The 20,436-nt window shown below is 58.3% G+C and carries 25 protein-coding genes and 1 pseudogene; 10 read left to right on the top strand and 16 right to left on the bottom strand.

The features are described from left to right. Window positions 1-296: 296 nt before the first annotated feature. The 5 genes from NLY33_RS19960 to NLY33_RS19980 form a co-directional block, all read right to left on the bottom strand. Complete coding sequence (locus NLY33_RS19960) at window positions 297-458, bottom strand: Y4oE-related protein (RefSeq protein WP_023708234.1); 162 nt, start codon at window positions 456-458, stop codon at window positions 297-299. Window positions 459-542: 84 nt separating this feature from the next. Continuing rightward, window positions 543-833 carry a helix-turn-helix domain-containing protein gene (locus NLY33_RS19965; protein WP_031196332.1) on the bottom strand — a complete coding sequence of 97 codons (291 nt, stop codon included), beginning with the start codon at window positions 831-833 and terminating at the stop codon, window positions 543-545. A 54-nt stretch (window positions 834-887) separates the two neighbouring features. After that, entirely contained in the window at window positions 888-1,067 is a 180-nt protein-coding gene (locus NLY33_RS19970) for a hypothetical protein (protein WP_023708236.1), read from the bottom strand. A gap of 159 nt (window positions 1,068-1,226) precedes the next feature. Beyond that, entirely contained in the window at window positions 1,227-1,430 is a 204-nt protein-coding gene (locus tag NLY33_RS19975; RefSeq protein WP_023673385.1) for a CsbD family protein, read from the bottom strand. 525 nt (window positions 1,431-1,955) lie between these two features. Then, complete coding sequence (locus NLY33_RS19980) at window positions 1,956-2,111, bottom strand: DUF6894 family protein (protein WP_023709647.1); 156 nt, start codon at window positions 2,109-2,111, stop codon at window positions 1,956-1,958. Between the two features lie 49 nt (window positions 2,112-2,160). Here NLY33_RS19980 and NLY33_RS19985 point away from each other — a divergent pair, with 49 nt between their 5' ends. The 3 genes and pseudogenes from NLY33_RS19985 to NLY33_RS19995 all read left to right on the top strand — a co-directional run. Beyond that, window positions 2,161-2,304: a hypothetical protein gene (locus NLY33_RS19985; RefSeq protein ID WP_023694776.1), complete on the top strand. Its 144-nt coding sequence runs from the start codon at window positions 2,161-2,163 to the stop codon at window positions 2,302-2,304. Window positions 2,305-2,319: 15 nt separating this feature from the next. Next, the gene (locus NLY33_RS19990; RefSeq protein ID WP_023694777.1) at window positions 2,320-2,697 is read left to right on the top strand and encodes a hypothetical protein; all 378 of its coding nucleotides are present in this window, start codon (window positions 2,320-2,322) and stop codon (window positions 2,695-2,697) included. 1,004 nt (window positions 2,698-3,701) lie between these two features. After that, window positions 3,702-3,916, top strand: a pseudogene (locus NLY33_RS19995) (IS30 family transposase); the annotation flags it as partial. Between the two features lie 484 nt (window positions 3,917-4,400). On the opposite strand, the gene NLY33_RS20000 reads toward NLY33_RS19995, so the two are convergent. Continuing rightward, the gene (locus NLY33_RS20000; protein WP_502882073.1) at window positions 4,401-5,348 is read right to left on the bottom strand and encodes an IS630 family transposase; all 948 of its coding nucleotides are present in this window, start codon (window positions 5,346-5,348) and stop codon (window positions 4,401-4,403) included. 226 nt (window positions 5,349-5,574) lie between these two features. Between NLY33_RS20000 and NLY33_RS20005 the strand changes: the two genes are divergently transcribed. Then, entirely contained in the window at window positions 5,575-6,114 is a 540-nt protein-coding gene (locus NLY33_RS20005) for a hypothetical protein (protein WP_023708242.1), read from the top strand. A gap of 23 nt (window positions 6,115-6,137) precedes the next feature. Here NLY33_RS20005 and NLY33_RS20010 read toward each other — a convergent pair whose 3' ends face one another. The 10 genes from NLY33_RS20010 to NLY33_RS20055 all read right to left on the bottom strand — a co-directional run bounded on the left by NLY33_RS20010 (window position 6,138) and on the right by NLY33_RS20055 (window position 14,314). Then, entirely contained in the window at window positions 6,138-6,731 is a 594-nt protein-coding gene (locus NLY33_RS20010; RefSeq protein ID WP_023708243.1) for a hypothetical protein, read from the bottom strand. Then, complete coding sequence (locus NLY33_RS20015; protein ID WP_023708244.1) at window positions 6,728-7,327, bottom strand: L,D-transpeptidase; 600 nt, start codon at window positions 7,325-7,327, stop codon at window positions 6,728-6,730. The genes NLY33_RS20010 and NLY33_RS20015 overlap by 4 nt, the downstream gene beginning before the upstream one ends. Further along, a complete protein-coding gene (locus NLY33_RS20020) occupies window positions 7,311-8,474 on the bottom strand; it encodes a CpaE/TadZ family protein (protein WP_023708245.1) in 1,164 nt (387 codons plus the stop codon). Before NLY33_RS20020 ends, NLY33_RS20015 begins: the two co-directional genes overlap by 17 nt. Beyond that, window positions 8,471-9,106 carry a TadE/TadG family type IV pilus assembly protein gene (locus tag NLY33_RS20025; RefSeq protein ID WP_023708246.1) on the bottom strand — a complete coding sequence of 212 codons (636 nt, stop codon included), beginning with the start codon at window positions 9,104-9,106 and terminating at the stop codon, window positions 8,471-8,473. Before NLY33_RS20025 ends, NLY33_RS20020 begins: the two co-directional genes overlap by 4 nt. Further along, the gene (locus tag NLY33_RS20030; RefSeq protein WP_031196329.1) at window positions 9,100-9,591 is read right to left on the bottom strand and encodes a TadE/TadG family type IV pilus assembly protein; all 492 of its coding nucleotides are present in this window, start codon (window positions 9,589-9,591) and stop codon (window positions 9,100-9,102) included. The genes NLY33_RS20025 and NLY33_RS20030 overlap by 7 nt, the downstream gene beginning before the upstream one ends. 7 nt (window positions 9,592-9,598) lie before the next feature. Then, entirely contained in the window at window positions 9,599-11,116 is a 1,518-nt protein-coding gene (locus tag NLY33_RS20035) for a TadE/TadG family type IV pilus assembly protein (RefSeq protein WP_081725392.1), read from the bottom strand. 70 nt (window positions 11,117-11,186) lie between these two features. Next, a complete protein-coding gene (locus NLY33_RS20040) occupies window positions 11,187-11,468 on the bottom strand; it encodes a hypothetical protein (RefSeq protein WP_023694789.1) in 282 nt (93 codons plus the stop codon). A gap of 4 nt (window positions 11,469-11,472) precedes the next feature. Further along, window positions 11,473-12,918 (bottom strand): type II and III secretion system protein family protein, encoded by a 1,446-nt coding sequence (locus tag NLY33_RS20045; protein WP_023708249.1) that lies wholly within the window; start codon window positions 12,916-12,918, stop codon window positions 11,473-11,475. A 50-nt stretch (window positions 12,919-12,968) separates the two neighbouring features. Beyond that, window positions 12,969-14,006 carry a Flp pilus assembly protein CpaB gene (gene cpaB, locus NLY33_RS20050; protein WP_023708250.1) on the bottom strand — a complete coding sequence of 346 codons (1,038 nt, stop codon included), beginning with the start codon at window positions 14,004-14,006 and terminating at the stop codon, window positions 12,969-12,971. A 95-nt stretch (window positions 14,007-14,101) separates the two neighbouring features. Then, complete coding sequence (locus NLY33_RS20055) at window positions 14,102-14,314, bottom strand: Flp family type IVb pilin (protein ID WP_023708251.1); 213 nt, start codon at window positions 14,312-14,314, stop codon at window positions 14,102-14,104. Between the two features lie 530 nt (window positions 14,315-14,844). Here NLY33_RS20055 and NLY33_RS20060 point away from each other — a divergent pair. Genes NLY33_RS20060 through NLY33_RS20085 form a run of 6 tightly spaced genes read left to right on the top strand, consistent with a single transcriptional unit; the run spans window position 14,845 to window position 20,395 of the window. Next, entirely contained in the window at window positions 14,845-16,227 is a 1,383-nt protein-coding gene (locus NLY33_RS20060; RefSeq protein WP_023708252.1) for a TadA family conjugal transfer-associated ATPase, read from the top strand. Further along, a complete protein-coding gene (locus tag NLY33_RS20065; RefSeq protein ID WP_023708253.1) occupies window positions 16,227-17,198 on the top strand; it encodes a type II secretion system F family protein in 972 nt (323 codons plus the stop codon). The genes NLY33_RS20060 and NLY33_RS20065 overlap by 1 nt, the downstream gene beginning before the upstream one ends. Before the next feature lie 18 nt (window positions 17,199-17,216). Further along, complete coding sequence (locus NLY33_RS20070) at window positions 17,217-18,167, top strand: type II secretion system F family protein (protein ID WP_023708254.1); 951 nt, start codon at window positions 17,217-17,219, stop codon at window positions 18,165-18,167. 51 nt (window positions 18,168-18,218) lie between these two features. Continuing rightward, window positions 18,219-18,758: a tetratricopeptide repeat protein gene (locus NLY33_RS20075; RefSeq protein ID WP_023708255.1), complete on the top strand. Its 540-nt coding sequence runs from the start codon at window positions 18,219-18,221 to the stop codon at window positions 18,756-18,758. Between the two features lies 1 nt (window position 18,759). Further along, window positions 18,760-19,299 carry a prepilin peptidase gene (locus tag NLY33_RS20080; RefSeq protein WP_023708256.1) on the top strand — a complete coding sequence of 180 codons (540 nt, stop codon included), beginning with the start codon at window positions 18,760-18,762 and terminating at the stop codon, window positions 19,297-19,299. A gap of 25 nt (window positions 19,300-19,324) precedes the next feature. Beyond that, the gene (locus tag NLY33_RS20085; RefSeq protein ID WP_050590881.1) at window positions 19,325-20,395 is read left to right on the top strand and encodes a phosphatase PAP2 family protein; all 1,071 of its coding nucleotides are present in this window, start codon (window positions 19,325-19,327) and stop codon (window positions 20,393-20,395) included. The last annotated feature ends 41 nt before the right edge of the window (window positions 20,396-20,436 follow it).

Here is a 20,436-nt window from a genome sequence, read left to right on the forward strand (position 1 = left end):
CGATGTGGGTGGCCGTCACGGTCTCGCCGGCCATTTCCTCGACATGGTATTTCGGCATTTCGCGCGCTCCCAAGCGTCTAATTCAAGCGGCTCGTGATCTGGTTGCTCGTGCCACATCACTTGACGGAAGTCGCGGCGGTCAACCTGCTGGTCGCATATCGGGCCATAGGTCGAAACGGTCTTGTCCGTCTGCCGGCGAATGTGGTTTGCCGGGGATGCGTGGGCCAAGGTCTGCTATTCTGGTCATGCTCGAACGAACACGATTCCGCGGCAAAAGTTCCGTCAGTTTGGTCTTCTCAGTTGGTGAAAGACATCGCACCAAAGCGGAAGTCATTTGGTCGGCCGTCGAAATGTGCCTCCAAAGCGCAGTGCGCCACGGCGGTCGGTGCTTCCATCCCATAGAGTTCGATCGCAGATTGAGCGGCCTGACCTTGGTCGACGAGATCGGCAATCTTCAAAGCCGTAAATCAGCGCTCCGTATTGCGAGCCTTCCGGTATGAGTTCCGAGCCTAAGACGCTCCTGAGTAGGCTTTTCGCCCTTGTTATTTTCTCTGCCGCCGGCGCCACTGTCTATTGTCGGTGGCGAGGCCGCTATCACCTTCTGAGCGGGCTAGCGATGGAGTGCCTTCGACGGTGAAGACGATTCCGGCATCCTCAAACGCTTTGCGGATGGCGGCGAGGTTGTGGGGACGCGGTTTCCTGAATTCGTTCTCAAGATCGCTGATCACCATTTCGCTAAGATTGGCCTTTGCGGCAAGTCGCACACGCGACCAGTTCAGTAGGGCTCGTGCTGCTTTAGATTGGTCCGCTGAGAGTACGGTTCGGCTGTCCATAGACAGTCGAACATTCAGTATCGCTAAAATGTTCCTCTTGACCTTCTGCGATTTCTAACGGCGTGAGGCCGGCCTCTCGCGTAACGCGGCAGGGTTTTCCAATAACTTTGCGGAACGCTGATCGTCACGCCGCAACGTCTTCTTTTTCGGCTTGGTCTTCTCAACCAGATCTGGCCTTTTCGCTATCAGGTAGTCAGCTTTGTTCGTTCGATAGTCTTCTTTGTGGATGGACATTGCTAGGACCTCCATTGTGGAGATCAACGCGGCTGGAAGCCGGCACGTTCCCAAAAATCGCTTGTTCAAGGCCGAGCCGAACGGTGGACGGATGCCAAAAACGCGAAAAGGGCGCGGTTCATGACGCGCCCTTTATTTGACTAGTCCAACTGTGCTAGCCTACGAGTCTTGCCGACCATACCAGTCGTCGACGTCTCGCCGCACTCGATCCTTCTCAATGCCGTAGCGTTCCTGGATCGTACCTTCGAGCTGATCGCGGTTGCCGGCTATGCGGTCGAGATCATCATCAGTGAGCTTGCCCCACTGCTCCTTGACCTTACCTTTGAATTGCTTCCAATTTCCTTCGACGCGATTCCAATCCATGATGGCGATCTCCTTCGTTGTCCTTTCGAACAACGGTCGTATGGCCGTCAGGTTCCGCTGCAGGTAAGCGCGCCTGCTCGTGATCTAGCAATGGAACCTAATGCCCATCGCCAGCTTGAGGGCGCCGGCCTTTTCAGTTTTTGGAACACAGCGGGCCTTTCGCCGTTGGGTGCAATGGAACAGCTTCGCAAGGAAATGCAGGTGCTCGCCGATCCGGGCATCTGGGTCGCGCGGCATTGCTGATCCCTTATGGGATCGGTGTCGCACTGCTTCTGTGGGTAGCCGGTTGACGGACCGGCTAGCGCGCTGGCGACGAAAGATGAGCGGATTCCATAGAAGCCGCCTTAACTAGGCGGCTGGGTAGGGTCATTGCGCTCGGCCATCTGTTCCAAGAGCTTCCTTGACGCAGCCAGGACGCGGCGTGTCTCGTCGATGGTCGTACGTAGGGAGTTGAGTTCGCCGACCGTCCGGCGTGGTTCCGGCGGGCGCTTTCGAGGTATGAATCGTCAGGCTTCCAACGGTCTGTCATCGGAATGTGCCGCCCGGCACCTGGTCTTTCACGATTTCAAACAGTGCCCTTGCCGCCTCATCTTCAGCCGCGTCCAGACTTGCAAGCTCGGTGCCATCGGTGTCCGGGTAAGGGGTTCCGTTGTCGGTTAGATCGAAGAAGAAGCGGGCCATGGAACCCTGACAGCGAAGCTTGGAAAGGTTTCCTCGATCCCGAATCCGGGTGACGGCCACGGCGCACAAGGGCATTATGAAGCGGCCGGCGACGCAATGGGTCAAGCCGGGCCTCATTGGACGCGTGAAGCACCTGCGCGGCGAGGATGACCTGCGTCATGCATCGCTGCAGGATTTCCGCGAGGAAGATTGAAGGATATTCGGAGCCATGCCAGCAGCTGATCGCCTTACCGTCCGCTTCGCCTATCAACGAGGCTTTCAGGTCGTCGACGGCAGCGCAATTCTTCAGACGTTCGAGAAGCAGGATGAGGCGTTCAATTTCGTGCTCGGCCGGGGTGCTCGCGTGTGGCTGGCCTGGTCGCGGACCGTCATAGGAGGGCAGACGGCGCCCTTCGATTTCGCCGCAGCTTTCCAGCAGGAAAAGGTCGGCCGCATCCTGAAGATGATGCACGGCCCAGCCGCAGGCACTTGGTTCTGGACCTGCGATGACGGCGGCGCGTGCGGAACAGTCGAAACGAACGATGAGGCTGTTGTTGGAGTCGAGCGGGCATTCACGCAGCGCATCGCCGGGGCAGATCTACGCTAACCAGCCAGCACCCATTCCAAAGCCAACACCTAGGCCGATAGCGAGGCCCATGAATAGCTTGCCTGCCATAACGATGGCGAAGGCGCCGGACAGGGCGCCACACGTCCTGGCGGGGCGCTCTGAGGGCGTTGGCGATGTCATCGAAGATAATCGCTTCCATCGGTCGAGTCTCGGAACGCCGAACCTGTGAATCCCCTGTTTGTTCCGTCAAAGTCTAACGATCAGGGAAGCGCCATTGAAAGCACGTGCAGTAACGGTTGATTCAACCATTGCTGGTAAATTGTGGAATGTGGGTGGCGGCTCCGACAGTTCGGGGTGGAACTCAATGCCGAAGCCGCCTGCGCAGCCAAGGTTGGGATTTGACCGCGCCGTCCTATAATGGGACAGCGCGGTCAACGATTCGTTAAAACGTTCTGGAACTAATTAAGCACGCGCTAATTGACTCGCGGTCTCGGGAGTCAGTGCATATGCGTGAAGTTCATTCCTCCGATGGAGCCGATTTTGGCGGGACAGGCCTCCCGAGGGCATTGGACAGCGTCACGTACCGGCCGCCGTCTTCTTCCCTCTTCCTAGAGATCCGCCATTCGTTGGGCGAATGGGTTGTTCGCCTCATAGGGAGGAACGGTGAAACGTATTCCCGAGCATTCGAATATGAAGCAGATGCCGTGGCTTTCGCCGGCGATCAGTCTTCTCGTCTAGGATTGGAAGCTCCCCCGAAGCGAGCAACTTGACGAAATCAGCGAGCGACGCGCTGAAGCAGAGCGAGACTATCTGTTTCGCGGTCTCGTCGGTCTCGTGTTCGAGCATTCCGATCATGGATTTCGCGCCGATCACTGGCCACTGTCGTGCATCATCTTTCAGTATGATCGATGACGCCTGTTCGGGGGTGGTATCATCCTCCAGGCCGAACTCACGGACTCCGATGGGGGTTCTTGCCTTACATCTCACACATGGATTTTTGGTGCGAAGCCAATTCATAGTGATTGGGCCGACGTGGGGCCTACCTACAGGTCTACTGCTGCGATCCGCGCAATCCCTGGCAACGCGGCAGCAACGAAAACACCAACGGCCTGCTCAGGCAGTATTTCCCCAGGGCAACCAACTTTCCCAAGTCTCGCAGGACCAGCTCGACGCCATCGCTCTGCGTCTCAATCAGCGCCCCCGAAAAACCCTGGACTTCGAAACGCCGGCCGATAGCCTACGGAACGTGTTGCGATGACCGGTTGAACCCACCGCTTCATATCGGCCGTTGAGGCAAACCTTGCCTTGGTCTGGAAGTGAACGGTTTTGGATAGGATCTATGGGTGAGATCTTGCCTCAGGAGGTGGAGCTAGGAGATGACGAAGGGTTGTCCTTAGGAAAGCTGAGGACGGGCAGGGCGCAGGCTCGAGAATCGTGATCGGGTTACATCGGCGGGTCGCGACGTTGGAACCACTTCGCGGATTGAACGTTGCGAGCAGATGATCAGACGATTTGCCTACGCCCTTATCCTCGTCCAAGTATCTATGGCGACTGCGCTCGCCACGCAGGTATTCCTGTCGACCGCAGACGAAGCCGGTAACGCAGAACTCTCGCTTGCGACGGCCCCAGGCGAAGATCAGCGATGCGCCAAGGCGATGTGGCCCAATATTCCGGAACGATGTCTGCAGCGAGCCGAGCCTAAGGTGGTTACGCTCGTCCTCAGCCAAAACAACTAGAGCCCTTCACGTTTTGACGGAAGCATATCCGGCGTTTTCGAAGTAGTTCCTGCATTCGGCTGCCTCGATGGTTTCGACGAGGTGGCCGATGTGACGCCATGTGTCCTCGACGGTGCGCTTTTGAGCCTGGCGCATCCAATGTTTGATCTTGGCAAAGGCCTGCTCAATTGGATTGAGATCGGGAGAGTAAGGTGGCAGGTACCAGAGCCTTGCGCCGGCAGCCTTGATCATCTGCCTGATGGCGGCCGACTTATGGCTTCCCAGGTTGTCCATGACGACGATGTCGCCGGGCTTCAGCACGGTGATGAGCTGCTGCTCGACATAGGCCCGGAAGCATTGGCCGTTGATTAGCCCATCGAAGACGCAAGGCGCGAGCCGATTGCAGCGCAGCGCGCCAAGGAAGGTCAGTGTGCGCCAGTGGCCGTGCGGGGCCAAGCCGCGCAGCCGCTTGCCCTTCGGCCCCCAGCCTCGCAGCGGAGCCATGTTGGTCTTGATCCACGTCTCATCGATGAAGACCAGGCACTGCGGATCAAGGCCGGTCTGCCAAGATCGCCATCGCTGGCGCCTGCGGGCAATATCAGTGCGCGCCTGCTCAAGGGCGAACAGCGTTTTTTTGAAGCTCAGCCCCTCGCGGCGCAGGAACAGCCACACTGCGTTGTGCGAGACCTTGACCCCGCGACCGGCCAACTCATCCTTCAGACCGTGCAGCGTCAGATGTGGCGTCCCACGTATACGCGCCTCGATGAAGGCACGGTGCGGCTCCAGCACCCTCTTGCGATGCCCACCCATCTTGCCCGGTGCCACCGAGCCGGTAGTCCCATGGCGCTGCAACTGCTTCACCGCGGCCGAAACCGAAATACCGAACCGTTTGGCGGCAGACCGGCGGCTTTCACCACTCAAAACCGCCGCCACAACCCGCTCGCGAAGCTCATTGGAAAGGGGTCGAGTCATCAGATGCTGGCCTCCACTCCAGCCAGCATCTTGAATCACAAAATCGACAAAGCGGGAATCCCCTTCGATTCCATCAAGTCGTGAACCGCTCTAATGGCTGCGCCATACGCGAATGGCTCTTGCAGGCTGCCATGCCCGACTAGCCGCGCCACCACAGAATCACCACCGCTCCGTTAAGCCTCGCGTAATCTCTGCAATCTATCTTGAAGGCAAGATGGTTGAGGGTGACATGAAGCGCAAGTCGATAATGCTCTTTGCCTTCCCAGCTCTGATCCTGCTGATCTTGGCAGGGGAGCGCATGGCGACTTTCTTGCTGGGAGCATATCCGGCCAGTCCCACAATGTGGCGGTTTTGGCTTGAACTAAGGCCGCTGTCGACGATATTCTGGCAACAGGTCGATCTTTATCTCGGGTCGTCGATGGTCGTTGATGTCTCCATGCTGGCAGCCGCGTCGATCGTTTGCTGGTCGGCGTGCCGCATACGAAGGTCGGCTGCCTTCTTCTTTCTTGCCAATCACGTCGCCCTGCTTTTCGCCGGGTTGATGATCGCCGTCACCAGCCATTCCGAAACAGCGAGCACGATCGCCTCATTCACGGTACCCGGGGGGCTTCCCTTCTCGCTAATGGTCGATTTCACCTTGAAGAACAGCCTTGTACTGGTTCTAGGTCTGACAGCATGCGCCTACTGTCATGTTGTCTTTCTCAGGGAAGCTCAAGAGCGATCCGGAGCGCTGGCCTTGAGGCTTGTTGCTCTGCAGCGAGATCTCTAGGATAGCCCCACCTTTTTCCAGCGCTAGTTGATCTTTCGGTAGTAAACCTTGCCGTCGGCCTGCTCTATGCGCTGGTAGTCGGGGCTTGGGGCAGGCGCTGCAGCTGCAATCCTCCTTTTGGGCGGACGCGGTGTATCGACGACGCTGGGCTCGGTGGCGTCTTCACCATCGAGAACAGCAGGCGCCTCCGCCATGCTGCTGGTCGTGTCGACGGAAGGTTCCGCTGCGCTTGACGTGATTTCGTCATGGACAATAGGCTGGTTCTGTTCCAGCCGGGCTATGCTCCGGTTGATTTCGCCAAAGCTGCTCTGCAATTGAGTGTCCAGTTTTTCAAATCGGCTTTGAAAACCGTTGTTGACCGTGTCCAACCGGCCGCCGATTCGTTGTTCGAACGTCCCGAGTTCCTCCAGCCGCCCTTCCAAAAACCGCATATCGCTGATACCGCGGTAGAGATAAACTGCGGCTACCATATTCACCAAAGTGAGCAGGGACGTGCCGATGATGACCGCGCCGATAATGCTTTTGTCGCTCGGTTTCACAACGGCAGCTTGCTCTCCAATGTGGGTTGCTGTCCCAATCTCGATTGCCGGCATGTCCGGTTCGCTGATCATCGTCATTGAACCACCACCTTTGCGCCGATCGCGACGCGCTTGAAGAGATCGATCACATCGGTGTTGGTAAGGCGAAAACACCCCGATGTTCCATCGAAGCCAACACCCTTGGGATCGTTGGTTCCGTGTATCCGATAGAGCGTGTCACGCCCGTTCCGAAGCAGATAAAGCGCCCTGGCGCCAAGTGGGTTGTAAGGACCGGCAGGCACTATTTGCGGCAGGTCCGGCTGGCGGGCGCGCATTTCGCGGGGTGGGCGCCATTCCGGCCATTCGGTCTTCGCCCCCACCTCGACCACTCCGGTCCAGCCAAATCCGTCGCGTCCGACGCTGATCTGATAGCGAAGCGCCTGGCCTTGTCGGGTCACCAGATAAAGCGCTTTCTCGCCCTTGCGGATAACGATCGTTCCGGGCTGTTCTGTCGTCTCGAAGGCAACAGTCTTGCGCAGGCTGGGTCCCATTGCCGGCAGCGGCGGCCGATCCGAAAGTGCCGATCGTGCGCTGGCGAAGTCCTGGACCAGCATCATCAGCGCAATGCTCATGACGCAGGCCAATCCCGGGCCAATCCGATACCTACTTGGCCGCCCCCTATTTGGCAGCGTCATCGAGCCGCTCTTTGAACATCCGCTTGAGGTCCTTGTTGAAGCGCGCACGTCCATCCACCTCGGCAGGCAGGATAGCACGGTTCAACGCATCGGTGAGAAGCGCATTGTCCAGCGCGACCGACTTGATGTGCGGCGCCTTGAAGATCTTTTCGAGTTCGCTGCGCGAAAAGTGGTTGCCGAACCATTTGCGCTTGTGCTTGTTGGCGACCAGCGTGATGCTGACAGCATTGCCACGCAACTCGCGGATCTTCTTGTAGAGCCGCTTGCCTTGTCGCAGCGAGGCGACGTTCAGTTCGAATACGATGAAGATCTCGTCGCTCGTCGACAGCACCGAATTGTGCCAAGGCGTCTCGATGTTCGGCAGATCGATGACGATGTCGTCGAAGCGGTAGGCGACTAGGTCCAGCAGCCGGAAGACAAAGTCACTGCCGTGCGGTTCGAAAGGCAATCGTGGCCTCTCGAAGGAATAGAGCGTCAGCCCCGACGGCCGCGAAAGCTTGATGACGTCCATCAGCTCGACGTCGAGCCTCTCAGGCTGGCCGATGATGCCGCCGAGGTCGAACTGGTTGAACTGGTTGAGATAGGCGCCGCAATTGGCGCTCTGGAAATCGAGGTCGACCAGGCAGGTGGAAGCCCCGCGTTCCTTCGATTTCGACGCCAGGAATTCGGCCGCCGACAAAGCGAGCGTCGTCGCGCCGGCGCCGCCGCTGGCGCTGATGAAGGTGATAATGCGGCTTTTCGTTCCCTGGTTGCCGGTGTCGTGGAAGGTCACGGCGTTCAGCAGTTCCTTGCCGTCGAGCGGCTTGTGCAGCCAGTCCGAAGCGTTCATGCGCACCAGCACGCGGGTCTGCTCCGACGATAGCTCGTCGGAGACCGCGATCAGCGGCACGGTCGCCCAAAGGGCGCGCGCTTCGACGATGCCCGGCCTTCCGAGCAACTCGCCATTGCCGAGGTCGAGGATGACGATGCCTGGGCGGGTGTCCGCAGGCGGCCCCCCGAGGAAGTCGCCGGTCTCGGAAACCCTGACGTCGTAGATCGCCAGCGCATCGAGGCGCGTCGCCACATCGCGCTTGAAATTCGCATCCGACGAGAACAGCGCCACCTGCTTTCGCTTGGTCGGTGTAACCTTGGTGTTGATGGCGTTCATGGTGTCCACGTGCTCTTCATGTCTTCGCCCGTAACCGTGCTCAGCATGGAGGGCATGGTGATGTTTCCGAATCCGAGCAGCCCGGCCAGGAAGAAAAACTGAAAGGGATGATTGGTGATGCTGACCGTGATGGTCGGGACCGGGCCACTGGGGCGCGTCCAGTAGCCGAGGCCGGAGGCGGCGTATTCGATCCGCACCTGCGCTTTCTCAAGCATCGGCAGGTAGTCTTCCATTCCGGCACGGTTGGCCGTGCCGTCATAAATTGCGTCGAACGAGGCCTGGCTCGCATTCGCGGGTAGGCACAAGCCTCCTCCGATACTGCAGCAAGCGACACCTGCCGTGCTTGCAGTGCAGACATAATCGTATGTGCCGGCCGGCACTGCGGTGCCGACTTTGGTCACATCGGCCTGCGTTATCGTTTCAGATGGAAGGCCGAGTGCGACAGGACCAGAAATTTGCGCCAGTCTTGCGCCAGCTTGCACAGCTTTGTTTCCCGCGTTCCATTGGTAAAAGGCGTAGCCGAAATCGACGAAGCCGAGCAGAAGCGTCAATAGCAATGGCAGAGCGATGGCCATTTCGACCATCGCGGTGCCCGACTGCTCCGCGCAAAACCTTTGGTTTCCCATCACCATCCGATGACTCGTTCTTGATGGGAGACACTGAGGGTAAGGGCACCAAAGCCAAGATACGAAAAGAATCCAACGTCCGGGTAAGCATAGGATGTACTGACGTTTACGACGACGACCATGCTCGTGTTGCTGAGATAAAGCTGGGCGCCCGTGGATACATCGGTCGCAGGCGTAGACGTAGGGGTAATGTTAACTGTCGCAGGAAGCCATCCAGACACTCTGTCACTGCCGCCAACGACTGCCCCTTTGGCAGCAAGGTTTTGCGCCCACCCCTTGCAAGTGTCCCAGTCGCTACTGCATCGCGCCATGTAGCGAGCTGCATCCTCGACGCCTGCTGCAAGGAGCAGGCGCGTGTTCAGAATATTGGAGAATTCAAACACACCGGCCGATAGCAGCAATACGAACGGGACGGTAATCGCGACTTCCACCAAGGCGGCGCCCCTTTCGTCGCCCTGGAACCGCCTGATGATGTGGCCAAGCTTGGTCATGTCGGCTCTACCGGTACAGCTGGGCTTCGTTGCGGAATGCTTTGTCGACCAGAGTGTTGTTGGCAAAGCCGCCATCGACGTCGACGATCTCCAGGCTGATTGGTTTTTCACCAGCCGAAGGGTCGTCGGGGTCTTTGGTATTATCCTGCTTTTGAATTGGAGTGTTCACGAATACGCTCGCATAGCCATCCGGCTTGATCGCGATGTGACCGTTGATCTTGGCGGTGTTGGCGTAGCAATCGACAATTGCCATGTTGAGTAGCCGTCGGTCGGGGTCCGGCGTCGGGTTGTCTCCTTTGTAGCATGACGGCGTGCCGGTTTCTTTGGTCGGCGCTTTCGATTTGTCCCCGACGAGGCCTTTCGAGATCTCGTATTGGTAGACGTCGTATCGCGAGGCAGGCGCAGTTTTGCTGCCGGTCGGATTGGTTGCGCTGGGGACGTTTGGATAGGCCGTCCCGTGATTGACCGACCAGTAGCTGGTCCAGAAGTTTTGCGCTGTGATCTTGTCGGACATGCCGTTCGCGTCGACGTAGTTGGTGCCAGGAGGAAGGGGCAAAGCAGTGTTATCCACGACGGGGTCGTATTTGGTGCAGCCAGTCTTCTGGCCTTTGCGTACATTGCTCGACGGCCGGTATGCCCAATCCTTCATGTTCTTGCTGAGAGAGCCACTGTACAGATCGAACCTCGTGTTCAGTCCAGTGTTGACCGAACCCAAGGTGACACCGGTTTTTGTGGTAATCGCATCACGGCTGTAGCAAGTGCCAGCCGTTCCCATCGCTATGGCGTCGCGTAGCGAGGTCAGGTTGTTGTCGAGCAGGCCAAAATTACCGGGACCGGGGGTGTTGCCGGCCTTCAGGATGCGAAATTCGCGACCATAGGTGTCACCTGATGCGAAAGCCTGCTGGATGGTCTTGCTGGTCGAGGGGTCTTTCGTCTCGAACGGGTTGCACATGAACAGCGGGACCGTTTCGCAGATCGATTGCTTGAACCCGGCGACGGCCTGTGGCCGGATGTCCATGGTGTCGTTGCTGCCGATAAAGCTTGCTGGAAAGATCGTTGCGAAGGCACCCGCACCATCAGTGAGGCCGGAAGCATTCACAGTCACCAAGGAGAATGACACCACTTTAGGATCGGTGCTGGCCCATGTTACGCCGTTGGAGTCGACGCCGCTAGCGTCTAACCTGGTGTCGTCGCTGGCGGGTATTCCGGTCAGATATCTGATGGTCACGTCAGACAGGGCGAGCGTATGATCGCCTACGGTCGAAAACTTAGTCTTCTGCTCGGTCAGAAGAGTGGACGCCGCCAGGTTGGCTCGGGTGATCGAATCCGATCTGCCATCCAGTTCCGCGGCTGTCGCAAGCGCAAGCGCATCGACACCCTTCTGAAGATCATTGTGCAGTCCGTAGGCCCGACTCATATCGATTGCCAACAATGCGAAGCCAACCAGCACAGGCAGCATGATTGCGACAAGGATCATCGCTATGCCGCGTTGATCATTCCAGAACGCCCTAATGGTCCCCAACATGACCTTACTCTCTGCTTCCTTTGCACCAGGCCCCTCGCTCGCCCGGCGCAATGCAACCGCATCCTTCTGTTCAATTCGCTCCGTTGGTCACACCCGACCCGCCGACATTGACCGTTATCGCAGGCGGTGGCGGTGGTGGCGGTGGAAATTTGTAGCCCTGTGCAACAGCGGCTGCCCGGGCGCCGTCGCCTTCGATATGTGTGTTCTTCGCGTTCGGATTGAACGGATCCACCGTCTGCGCCAGCGAATTGAATTTTTGCGTGTCGCCGGCGGCCAGGGTGACCGTGTCGTAGTGGTTCAGATAGTCCGCGGCGCAGCCCGATAGGGCGCCGGCGCACAGAAAGAGGATCAAGGCGCTATTTCTTGACATAGAGCATCTTGTCCTTCGATTTAAAGTCCAGCATGTGGCCATAGGGGCCGGTGACGCCGTCGCCCGTTTCATATTTTCGGATCATGTCCTTGTTCACCTCGAGCTGACCAAGGATGAAGAACTCCGGGTCATTGGCCGGCCGTGTCTTGTCGAACGGGGTCGCCAGCTGCTCGCCAGGCTTCACCGGCCGGACGATGTGCGGCGTGACGATAACCACCAGTTCGGTCTCTTCCTTCTGGTTGCTCGAATTGCGGAACAGCGCACCGATGACCGGCACCTGGCCCAGCCACGGCACCTGGTTCTGCAACTTGGTGGTCTTGCTGGACAGGAGCCCGCCGACCGCGAAGCTCTGGCCGTCGCGGAGTTCGACGACGGTTTCCAGCTTGCGGTTGGTGAAGATCGGGTCGCCGGCGGTGGTGAAACCGGTGAGGTCACTCACTTCCGGCGCCAGCTTCATATGGATCTTGCCGTCGTCGAGTACGACCGGCGTGAACAGCAGATTGACGCCAAATTGCTTATACGTGATGGTTATCTGGCCATCATTGCCCACGACACGGATAGGCACTTCGCCGCCGGCGTTGAAGCTGGCTGGCTCACCGGACAGAGTGGTGAGATTTGGTTCTGCCAGCGTGCGCACGACGCCCTTGGCCTCAAGCGCTTCAATGATCAGGTCGACTTTGATGTTGCTGTCAATGACGCGGGTAATCAGTGCCGCGAAGGGATTGCTGGTCGACAGTAGGCCACTGAGCAGATCGCCCGGGCCAAGCACTACGTTATCTTTGTCGGCGGCGGCAATGCCTGTCCCTGTACGGGTTGTGCCACTGCCATTCGTGCTCCTGATTGAAACGCCGAGATCGCGGCCGGCATTACGCTTGGCTTCCAGCACGCGCACCTCGAGATTGACCTGCTGGCTGTCGTCGACGATGACGGAATTTATGATGGCGTCGGGGCCATACTGCTGTACCACTTCCAGGATCGACGCCAGCGTGGCGCCGTCCTTGACGTGACCGCCAAGCCTCACCTTGCCGTTGATCGAACCGATTTCGATGCGCGCCCTGGGCGCCACCTGGCGGATCGCCTGCGCCATGTCGCTGACGTCTACGCCGACTTCGATCTGGATGACGCCGAGCGAGCGCTTTTCCGGAGAGAAGAGATTGACTGTAGTGGTGCCGGCGCTCTTGCCGATGACATAAAGCGTTCGGTCGGTCATGGGCTGGGCATCGGCGATCTTCTCGTCGCCGACAACGATATCGCCGAGATTGGCGCTCACCTGTAGCGTCACAGACTGTGACGTCGGCAGGAAGATGCGATGGACGCTCGGGTTCGATACGTCGATGAAACGGTCGGCTGCTTCAGCCGCCGCAATCGACGTCAGCAGCGCAGCCAAACAGGACAGTGCGGCCGCCGCTACCCTCATCCAAAACCCCTGCATCCCCATCTCCCAAACTGCTGCCGCCGGCTGCCCCGCTTCGCCGCATCCCTTTATGGTTGTCGCGGCACGTCATAGGATTCAAGCTTCACGCCGCGAAAGACCCCCACTGTAACATTCTTCGGCGGTTCCGGCTCCAAATACTTGATAACTTCCTTGACGACTTCTTTTGATGCGGGTGCCGTCACCACGGCCGGCACCGGCTTGACCTTGCTCAACTCGTCGAGCTGGGTTCCCACCCTGTCCACGGCCTTTTCCAATCCGGCGATCTTGTCAGCTGCGCGCTGGCGTTCGGCTGCGGCTGCGGCGTCGGCTGCGGCCTGCTTGTCCAGTTCGGCCTGCCTCTTTGCGACATCGTCCGGCGTCTCGCCATTCAGGTCGGAAAGCGTGACTCGTTCGGTTGTCTCGCCCTTGTTGGCGGCAGCCTGGCGCAGTGCAAGAGACAACTGCCCCGCACCGGCGGCCAGCGTCAGTTTCTGCGCGTCCTTTGTGGTGGCTTCAAGCGTCACCGACTTCACAACCGTCGGGTTGTCCTTGCTTACGTCAGCGACCTGGTCGACGGCGAGCACTTTCATGCTCTGCAGCAGAACGTCGACAAAACTCTTGTCCGCACCGTCATCGCCGCGCACCGAGCGCGTCAGCAGCACATCAACCCGGTCGCCCGGGAAGACGAAGCCGGCAACGCCAAGCACGTCGTTGACGCGGATGGATACGGCCTTCATGCCTTCACCCAGCACCGCCGAAAGTGTGGCGCGCTGGCCTGGACCGGTAATCTTGCTGCCGAGGATCGGCTCATTGGTGCTGATCGCTTGCAGCGCCTGCCTTGCGCCACTGCCGGCCAAGGCTTCCTTGGTGGTCTTGAACGCTCCAGCCGGGACTGCGCCCGCGGGCCAAGCGATCTCATGCAACTTGTCGGCGCTCAATGTGTCGCCGAACTTCAGCGGCAGTGCCGCGACAACGATCGTATTGCCTTTGCCGTTTGATTGAGCCAAAGCACTACGCTGGCCAGCGAGCCAGATGTTGATCAGCACGACCGCCAGCACCCCGAAGACGCCGGCGAGGACTATCATAATAAGTGTGTTGGCGCGCATAACCCCAAGCCCCCAGCCAATAGAGCGGGAATTCGCCCGCCACGACTGAATTCAGGCCCGGGTTGGATAACCCGGGCCTGATTCCGATCAAGCGATCAAGTACCGGCACCGCTGGCGCAAGTGCCAATACCGGAATCGTTCATGGCGGTGCAAAGGCCCGAGAAACGACCCGTGACCCACATGCCAATGCCGATGATGAACCCGATAGAGGCCACCGCGATGATGCCGATCAAGATAGAATATTCGACCATAGCAGCGCCGTTTTCGTCGTCGCGGAACTGCCGGGTCATCGTCATGAGCTTTTTCATGTCAATTTCTCCCTCTGGAGGTTTCAAACCCGACGAGACAGAGCCAGGATGAACTCCATACCCAAGCATCCCCCGTCACCTCAATCCTAAGGCTCGCGAAAAAGCAGAGTCAAACGGGATTAACAATTCCTTAACCTTCCAATACCTATGCTCGCGAGTTCAAGGGCGACTTGAATTCTTACAAGAGCTTGATTCTGCTGATTTTTCAATCCTCCTTAACCATTCGTTCACAATTTGGCCACAGCCAAGGCAAAACGATAGCAGTATTAGCATACCTGCATATTCCTTTATATCTAAGGGTTTACGGAGATTTTTCACCCGCATCTCATTTGTTTCGGCATGAAAGGTCCCGTGAGGTGGAAGTTGGGTAGAGGGTTAAGCGCGCGGGTCGAAATAAAACGATATTTTTCTGGCGTCCTCTTTAACTATGTTGAAAGCATTGGCCTCACGTGAGACCCTCCAGCGCTTGTGCCTCGCTTGGTTAACGTTTAGTTTCCGCTAATAAGGGGCTAGCGGGGGTATAAGGGATTATGCTGGGGCGGTTTATCAAGGGACCGAGTGAACCGCAGGCGCTGCAGCAGCAAGTGCCGGTGCCAGCAAGCGTATCGGCACCAGCCCCGCCGCTTGAAGTTGAACCGCATGGCGATGATTTTCTGACGCTCAAAGTCGAGCTGCATCGACACCTGATTGACAGGTTCAATCTGTCCGCTCTTGAAACAGCCTCCAAGGACCAGATACTGAACGAGATCCGTCCGATCGTGCGCGAGTTCGTTCGCACTCGTGCCGTGCCGCTAAACGCCCGCGAGCTGGATCAGCTGACCAGCGACACCGCTGACGAGATGCTGGGCCTCGGGCCGATCGAACCGCTGCTCAAGGACGACTCCATCACCGACATCCTCATCAACACGCATGAGCGCGTGTTCATCGAGCGGCGCGGCGTGATCGAGGAGACGGCTATCCGTTTCCGCGACGAGGCGCATCTGTTGCGTGTCATCAACAAGATCGTCTCGGCTATCGGTCGGCGCGTCGATGAGTCGGCGCCTATGGTCGACGCCCGCTTGGCGGACGGCTCGCGCGTCAATATCGCTGTGCGACCGATTTCCGTGGACGGCCCGCTGGTGTCGATCCGCAAATTCTCCAAGAATCCATATTCGCTCGAGCGCCTGATGACGTTCAATTCGATTCGCCCGCCAATGATCGAGCTGCTGCGGATCGCCGTCCAGGCCCGCAAGTCAGTCCTGGTCTCGGGCGGCACCGGCAGCGGCAAGACGACCTTGCTCAACGCGCTCTCGAGCTACATCCCGGCCAGAGAGCGCCTGATCACCATCGAGGACGCGGCGGAACTGCAACTGCAGCAGCCGCATGTCGGTCGTCTGGAGACGCGGCCACCGAATGTCGAGGGCAGAGGCGAGGTTCGTCAACGCGAACTGCTGAAGAACGCGCTTCGCATGCGGCCGGACCGCATCATCGTCGGCGAGGTTCGCGGCGAGGAGGCCTTTGACATGCTGCAGGCCATGAACACCGGCCATGAGGGGTCGATGACCACCATCCATGCCAACACGCCGCGCGACGCGATCTCGCGGCTGGAGCAGATGGTCGGCATGGCCGGCATGCCAATGACGCACGAATCCATCCGGGCGCAGATTGCCTCAGCCATCGACATCATCGTGCAGACGCAGCGGCTCGCCGATGGCGGCAGGCGCGTAACGTCGATTTCCGAGATTACCGGGATGGAAGGCAATGTCGTCCAACTGCAGGAAATCTATCACTTCGTGAGGCGCGATGTAGCTGCGGATGGAATGATCATCGGGGATTTTCGCGCCACCGGTGTCCGCCCGCGCTTCGCGCCAGAGGCCGCAACGCTGGGGCTCCATTTCGGCAAGGATGCCTTCAACCCGCAGGTCGCCCTCTGATGCTTAGTGGACAGGCGCTCCTTTATTTTATCTACATGCTTGCGGCAGCCTCGGTGATCCTTGCCGGCGAAGCCCTTTACCTTTCTTTGGCCGGTCGCCGCTCCCGACTCGTGGCGGTGAACCACCGGCTCCGTCGTCTCGCTGATGAAGCGCCCGCGGAAAAAACCTTGCAAGGGTTGCTGCGAGAACGCGGCCTGACCGATTCAGGAGATTTCATCTTCGGCTTTGTCTCGCTGAACAGGCTTTATACCCAGTCCGGCATCACCGGAAACCCGATGACCTTCGCAGCCTCGTTTTTCCTGGCCGGCCTCGCGTTGGCTTTGCTCCTCTGGCTTTTCCTGCACGTTTCGGCGCCGGCAGCCTTCATCATCTTTCTCGTGGTGGGCTTTGCCTTGCCTGTTCTTGTTTTGCGCCGGGCACGTAACAAACGGATTCGGAAATTCGCCAAGCAATTGCCCGATGCACTGGACATGATCGTTCGTTCCTTGCGCGCGGGCCATCCTGCCTCAGTTGCGATAGGTCTCGTCGCCCGCGAGATCCCTGACCCGCTTGGCACCGAATTCGGCATCGTCGCCGACGAGATTACTTTCGGACTCAGCATGGAGCAGGCAGTGCGAAAATTAACGCAACGGGTCGGCTTCGAGGGACTCAATCTGCTATCGGTGTCCCTTTCTATTCAGGCGAGGACCGGCGGCAATCTTACCGAAATCCTGGCAAATCTCTCAACCGTGCTGCGGGAACGCCAGAAACTGCGGTTGAAGATCAAGGCATTGTCGGCCGAAGGCCGGGCCTCGGCCTGGATCATTTCCTTGTTTCCGCTCGTCATGTTTGGGGCGCTCTGGCTGATCGCACCCAGCTACTACGGCAAAGTCTGGAGTAGTCCTCTCATTACGCCTGCATTCGTCATCTTTGGAAGCTGGGCGCTGTTGGGAGACTACATCATGTATCGAATGGTTAATTTCGATTTCTGACAGGAGCCAGTCATTAATCTGTTTTCGAACACCGACGACCTGACCTTTTTTGTATCCATCGCAGTCTTCGCGTCGGCGGTGGCGCTGTTCCTGTTTGCGGCGCTGGTCTTCCTGCCGGCATTGCAAACCCGGAAGCTGGTTGCGGACAGCCTTTTGGGCGAAGGCTCTGTCGATCCGCGATCGATCCTGGGACGGGAGCGCCTCGCCAAGATCGCGGCGCAGAAGCCGGTCGACGCTTACTTCAGGTCGATCGAGAAAGAGCGCACCGAGCCCAATGCTCTGGAGGCGAAACTCTTCCGCGCTGGATTTTATCGAGCGGGCGCGCCGCTCGTCTACACGGTTTGTCGCCTCGGCGCCGTTGGTTTAGGCTTTCTGGTCATGCATGCCCTGCTGTCGTGGGTGCTGCCCCCACGACTGCCGGGATTCGTAACTTTCGGCGGCTCGGCCTTGCTTGGGTTAGCCTGCATTGTTATTCCCAGCATCATGCTGGACCGGTTCGAGAATGCACAGAAACAAGTCTATCGTCGCGCCTTCCCTGATTTCATGGATATGATGATCACTTGCGCCGACGCCGGTATGAGCCTCGAGGCCGCGGTCGAACGGGTAAGCCAGGAACTTGCGGCCACGCACAAATGGCTGGGGATTCAGCTCACGATCATGAATCTGCAACTGCGCGCCGGCAAGCCACTTCGGGAAGGGCTTCGCGAACTGGCTGACCGAATCGGCCTTGACGAGGCGCGGGCGCTGGCCGTGCTGTTCCGGCAGTCGGAAGAACTGGGCACCAGCCTGACTGACGCCCTGCGTGTCTACAGCGCGGAGATGCGCAGCCAGAGGATTCTGCAGGCGGAAGAGCGCGCCAACGCCTTGCCTGTCAAAATGATGATCCCACTCGGACTCTGCATCTTTCCGGTGGTGATGATGGTAATCATGCTGCCGGTGATCATTCGCATGAAGGGCATTTTCTTCTAGTTGCCTATATGCTCTGTTCCTAATATCGGTCGGGGGACTCGGGGAGATTGTATGAAAAGGCCAATTGCAGTGGTGGCCTGCCTGTTCATGGCGGCACTCGCCGGCTGCCAGACGAACGGAGCGGACGGCGTCGTTCGAACCAACGAGCCGTCGAAAGGCGACGTAACGTCCTTTGGCGATGCATTCGACGGGTTGAAGACGGTCGGCGATGTTGAATACTACGCCTCGGACCAGGCCGTCGCGGAGGCCAAGAACCAGTTTCGTGCAGAAAATTACGGCAATGCCGGCGCACTGTTCTTCAAGGCGACGCAGCTTGCCCCCAATGATGGCGGCGCCTGGATGGGACTGGCCGCCTCTTGCGACCGGATCCATCGCTTCGACCTTGCCGATCGGGCCTATGGCCGGGCCTTCAAGCTGTCGGGTGCGACGCCCGAATATTACAACAATGTCGGCTATTCCTTTCTGCTGCGCGGCAAGCTGCAGGACGCGCGCAGCAATTTCCTCAAGGCCTACGAGCTGGCGCCCAATGACCCGACTGTGGTCAACAATCTGAAGCTGCTGTCGTCCAGCGTGCAGAACATCGAGCGGTAGGATGTTGTTTGCCGCGTCGCTGTCGATAAAGGCGCTTGTGATCCCTCTGCTGGCATGGGTCGCCTGGATAGACTTCTCGGCGCAGAAGATATCCAACCGTGATGTGCTGCTGCTCTTGTGTCTCGGGCTGGGATCGCTTCAGCTTGTTTCCATAGCTAGTGGATCGTGGTGGGATATGGGATTGAGCGCGGTCGCCGGATTTGTGCTGTTCGTCGCGCTCTTTCCGTTCTGGATTTTGCGCAAGGTCGGAGCCGGCGACGTCAAGCTGATGGCGGTCGTTCCGTTTCTGACCGGTGGAAACGGTCTCGCCCTGTTCTCGGTGCTGCTATTGGTTTTCGCCGTCGCCACAGTGGCGATCATGAAAAACCCTTTCATGCTGCCGGCAGGCGCGTTTCGGGTCTATATACAGCACTTGGACCGCAAGGGCGTCGTGCCTTTTGGCGTGCCGATTTCAGCTGCTGCGATCTGCACGATAGCGTTCCAAATCTATGCCACTCTGGCGCTGGTGGGCAGTTCTGGGATACTGCGGCAGCTTAACTAGCGCTTGGTTCCGGAGATTTTCTTCCATGTCGATAGCGCGGCTGGCGATCCGTACCACTTCGGAGGCGTGGCGCGCTAATCAGCCATTTTTCGTGACGGTATTCGCCTATGTTCTACTGGCGCTTATTGCTGCGGCGCATTGGAACATCGTCATAAACTTGAAAATATATAATAAGAATTTCTTATTTTTTGGGGCAGCCGTAACCCTGATCCTTCTCGCTGTAGTCCTGGTTCGGTTGACTATTCAACGGCCGGAGCAACCGTTGCGTGCCATGAAGGATCTCATGCTGGCCAACAACCTGCCGGATCGAATTGCATTCGGACTGCCCGTTGCGCTCGTCATCCCGCTCTTTTTCTCGATGTTCACCAGCATCAAGGGGGGACTCAACAGGATCCAACCATTCTACGCCGACACGTCCCTGGTGGCGATCGACAGAGCAATTCATGGCGGGGTCGATGCATGGAGGTTTTTTCATCCTGTGCTTGGCTTTGGCCCTGTCACCTTTTCGCTGAACGTTCTTTACAATCTCTGGTTTGCCGAGGTTTTCATCGTTTTGTTTTGCGTCGCTTTTTCAGCGGGGAATGGACGGCTGCGTTCCCAGTTTCTGGTCGCGTTTGTCCTTACCTGGGTGTTGATAGGTAACGTTTTGGCGGCAGCCTTCGCTTCAGTTGGGCCGGCATTCTTTATGCCCTTTTACGGCGATGGTACCTTTTCTCCCCTGATGGACTACCTTCAGTCGACCAATTTGACCTATCCCGTCTCGGCGCTGGCTACGCAAAATTATCTGCTGGTCGATGCCGGGTTTGATGGTCCACGCTTGGGCAGCGGCATTTCAGCATTTCCGTCGTTGCACGTGGCTGTCGCGACCCTGAACGCGATTTATCTCTGGCGTTTCCGGCGTTTGCTCCGCTGGGTCAGCATTGCGTTTCTGGCCGCAATCCAGCTGGGCTCGGTGCACTTGGCCTGGCACTATGCGGTCGATGGATACGCTTCCATGCTGATGACGCCAATCATCTGGGCTATTGCAGGGTGGCTGTCGAACGCCCAGCCTGGCCTTCGGATCGGTATGAAAGATCGTCGGGTCGAAACAAACTGAGCCTGCTTGTACCGCGATTGTACACGGCTACCTCCTATTCC

The sequence above is a fragment of the Mesorhizobium sp. C432A genome (assembly GCF_030323145.1).
Lineage (GTDB): Bacteria > Pseudomonadota > Alphaproteobacteria > Rhizobiales > Rhizobiaceae > Mesorhizobium.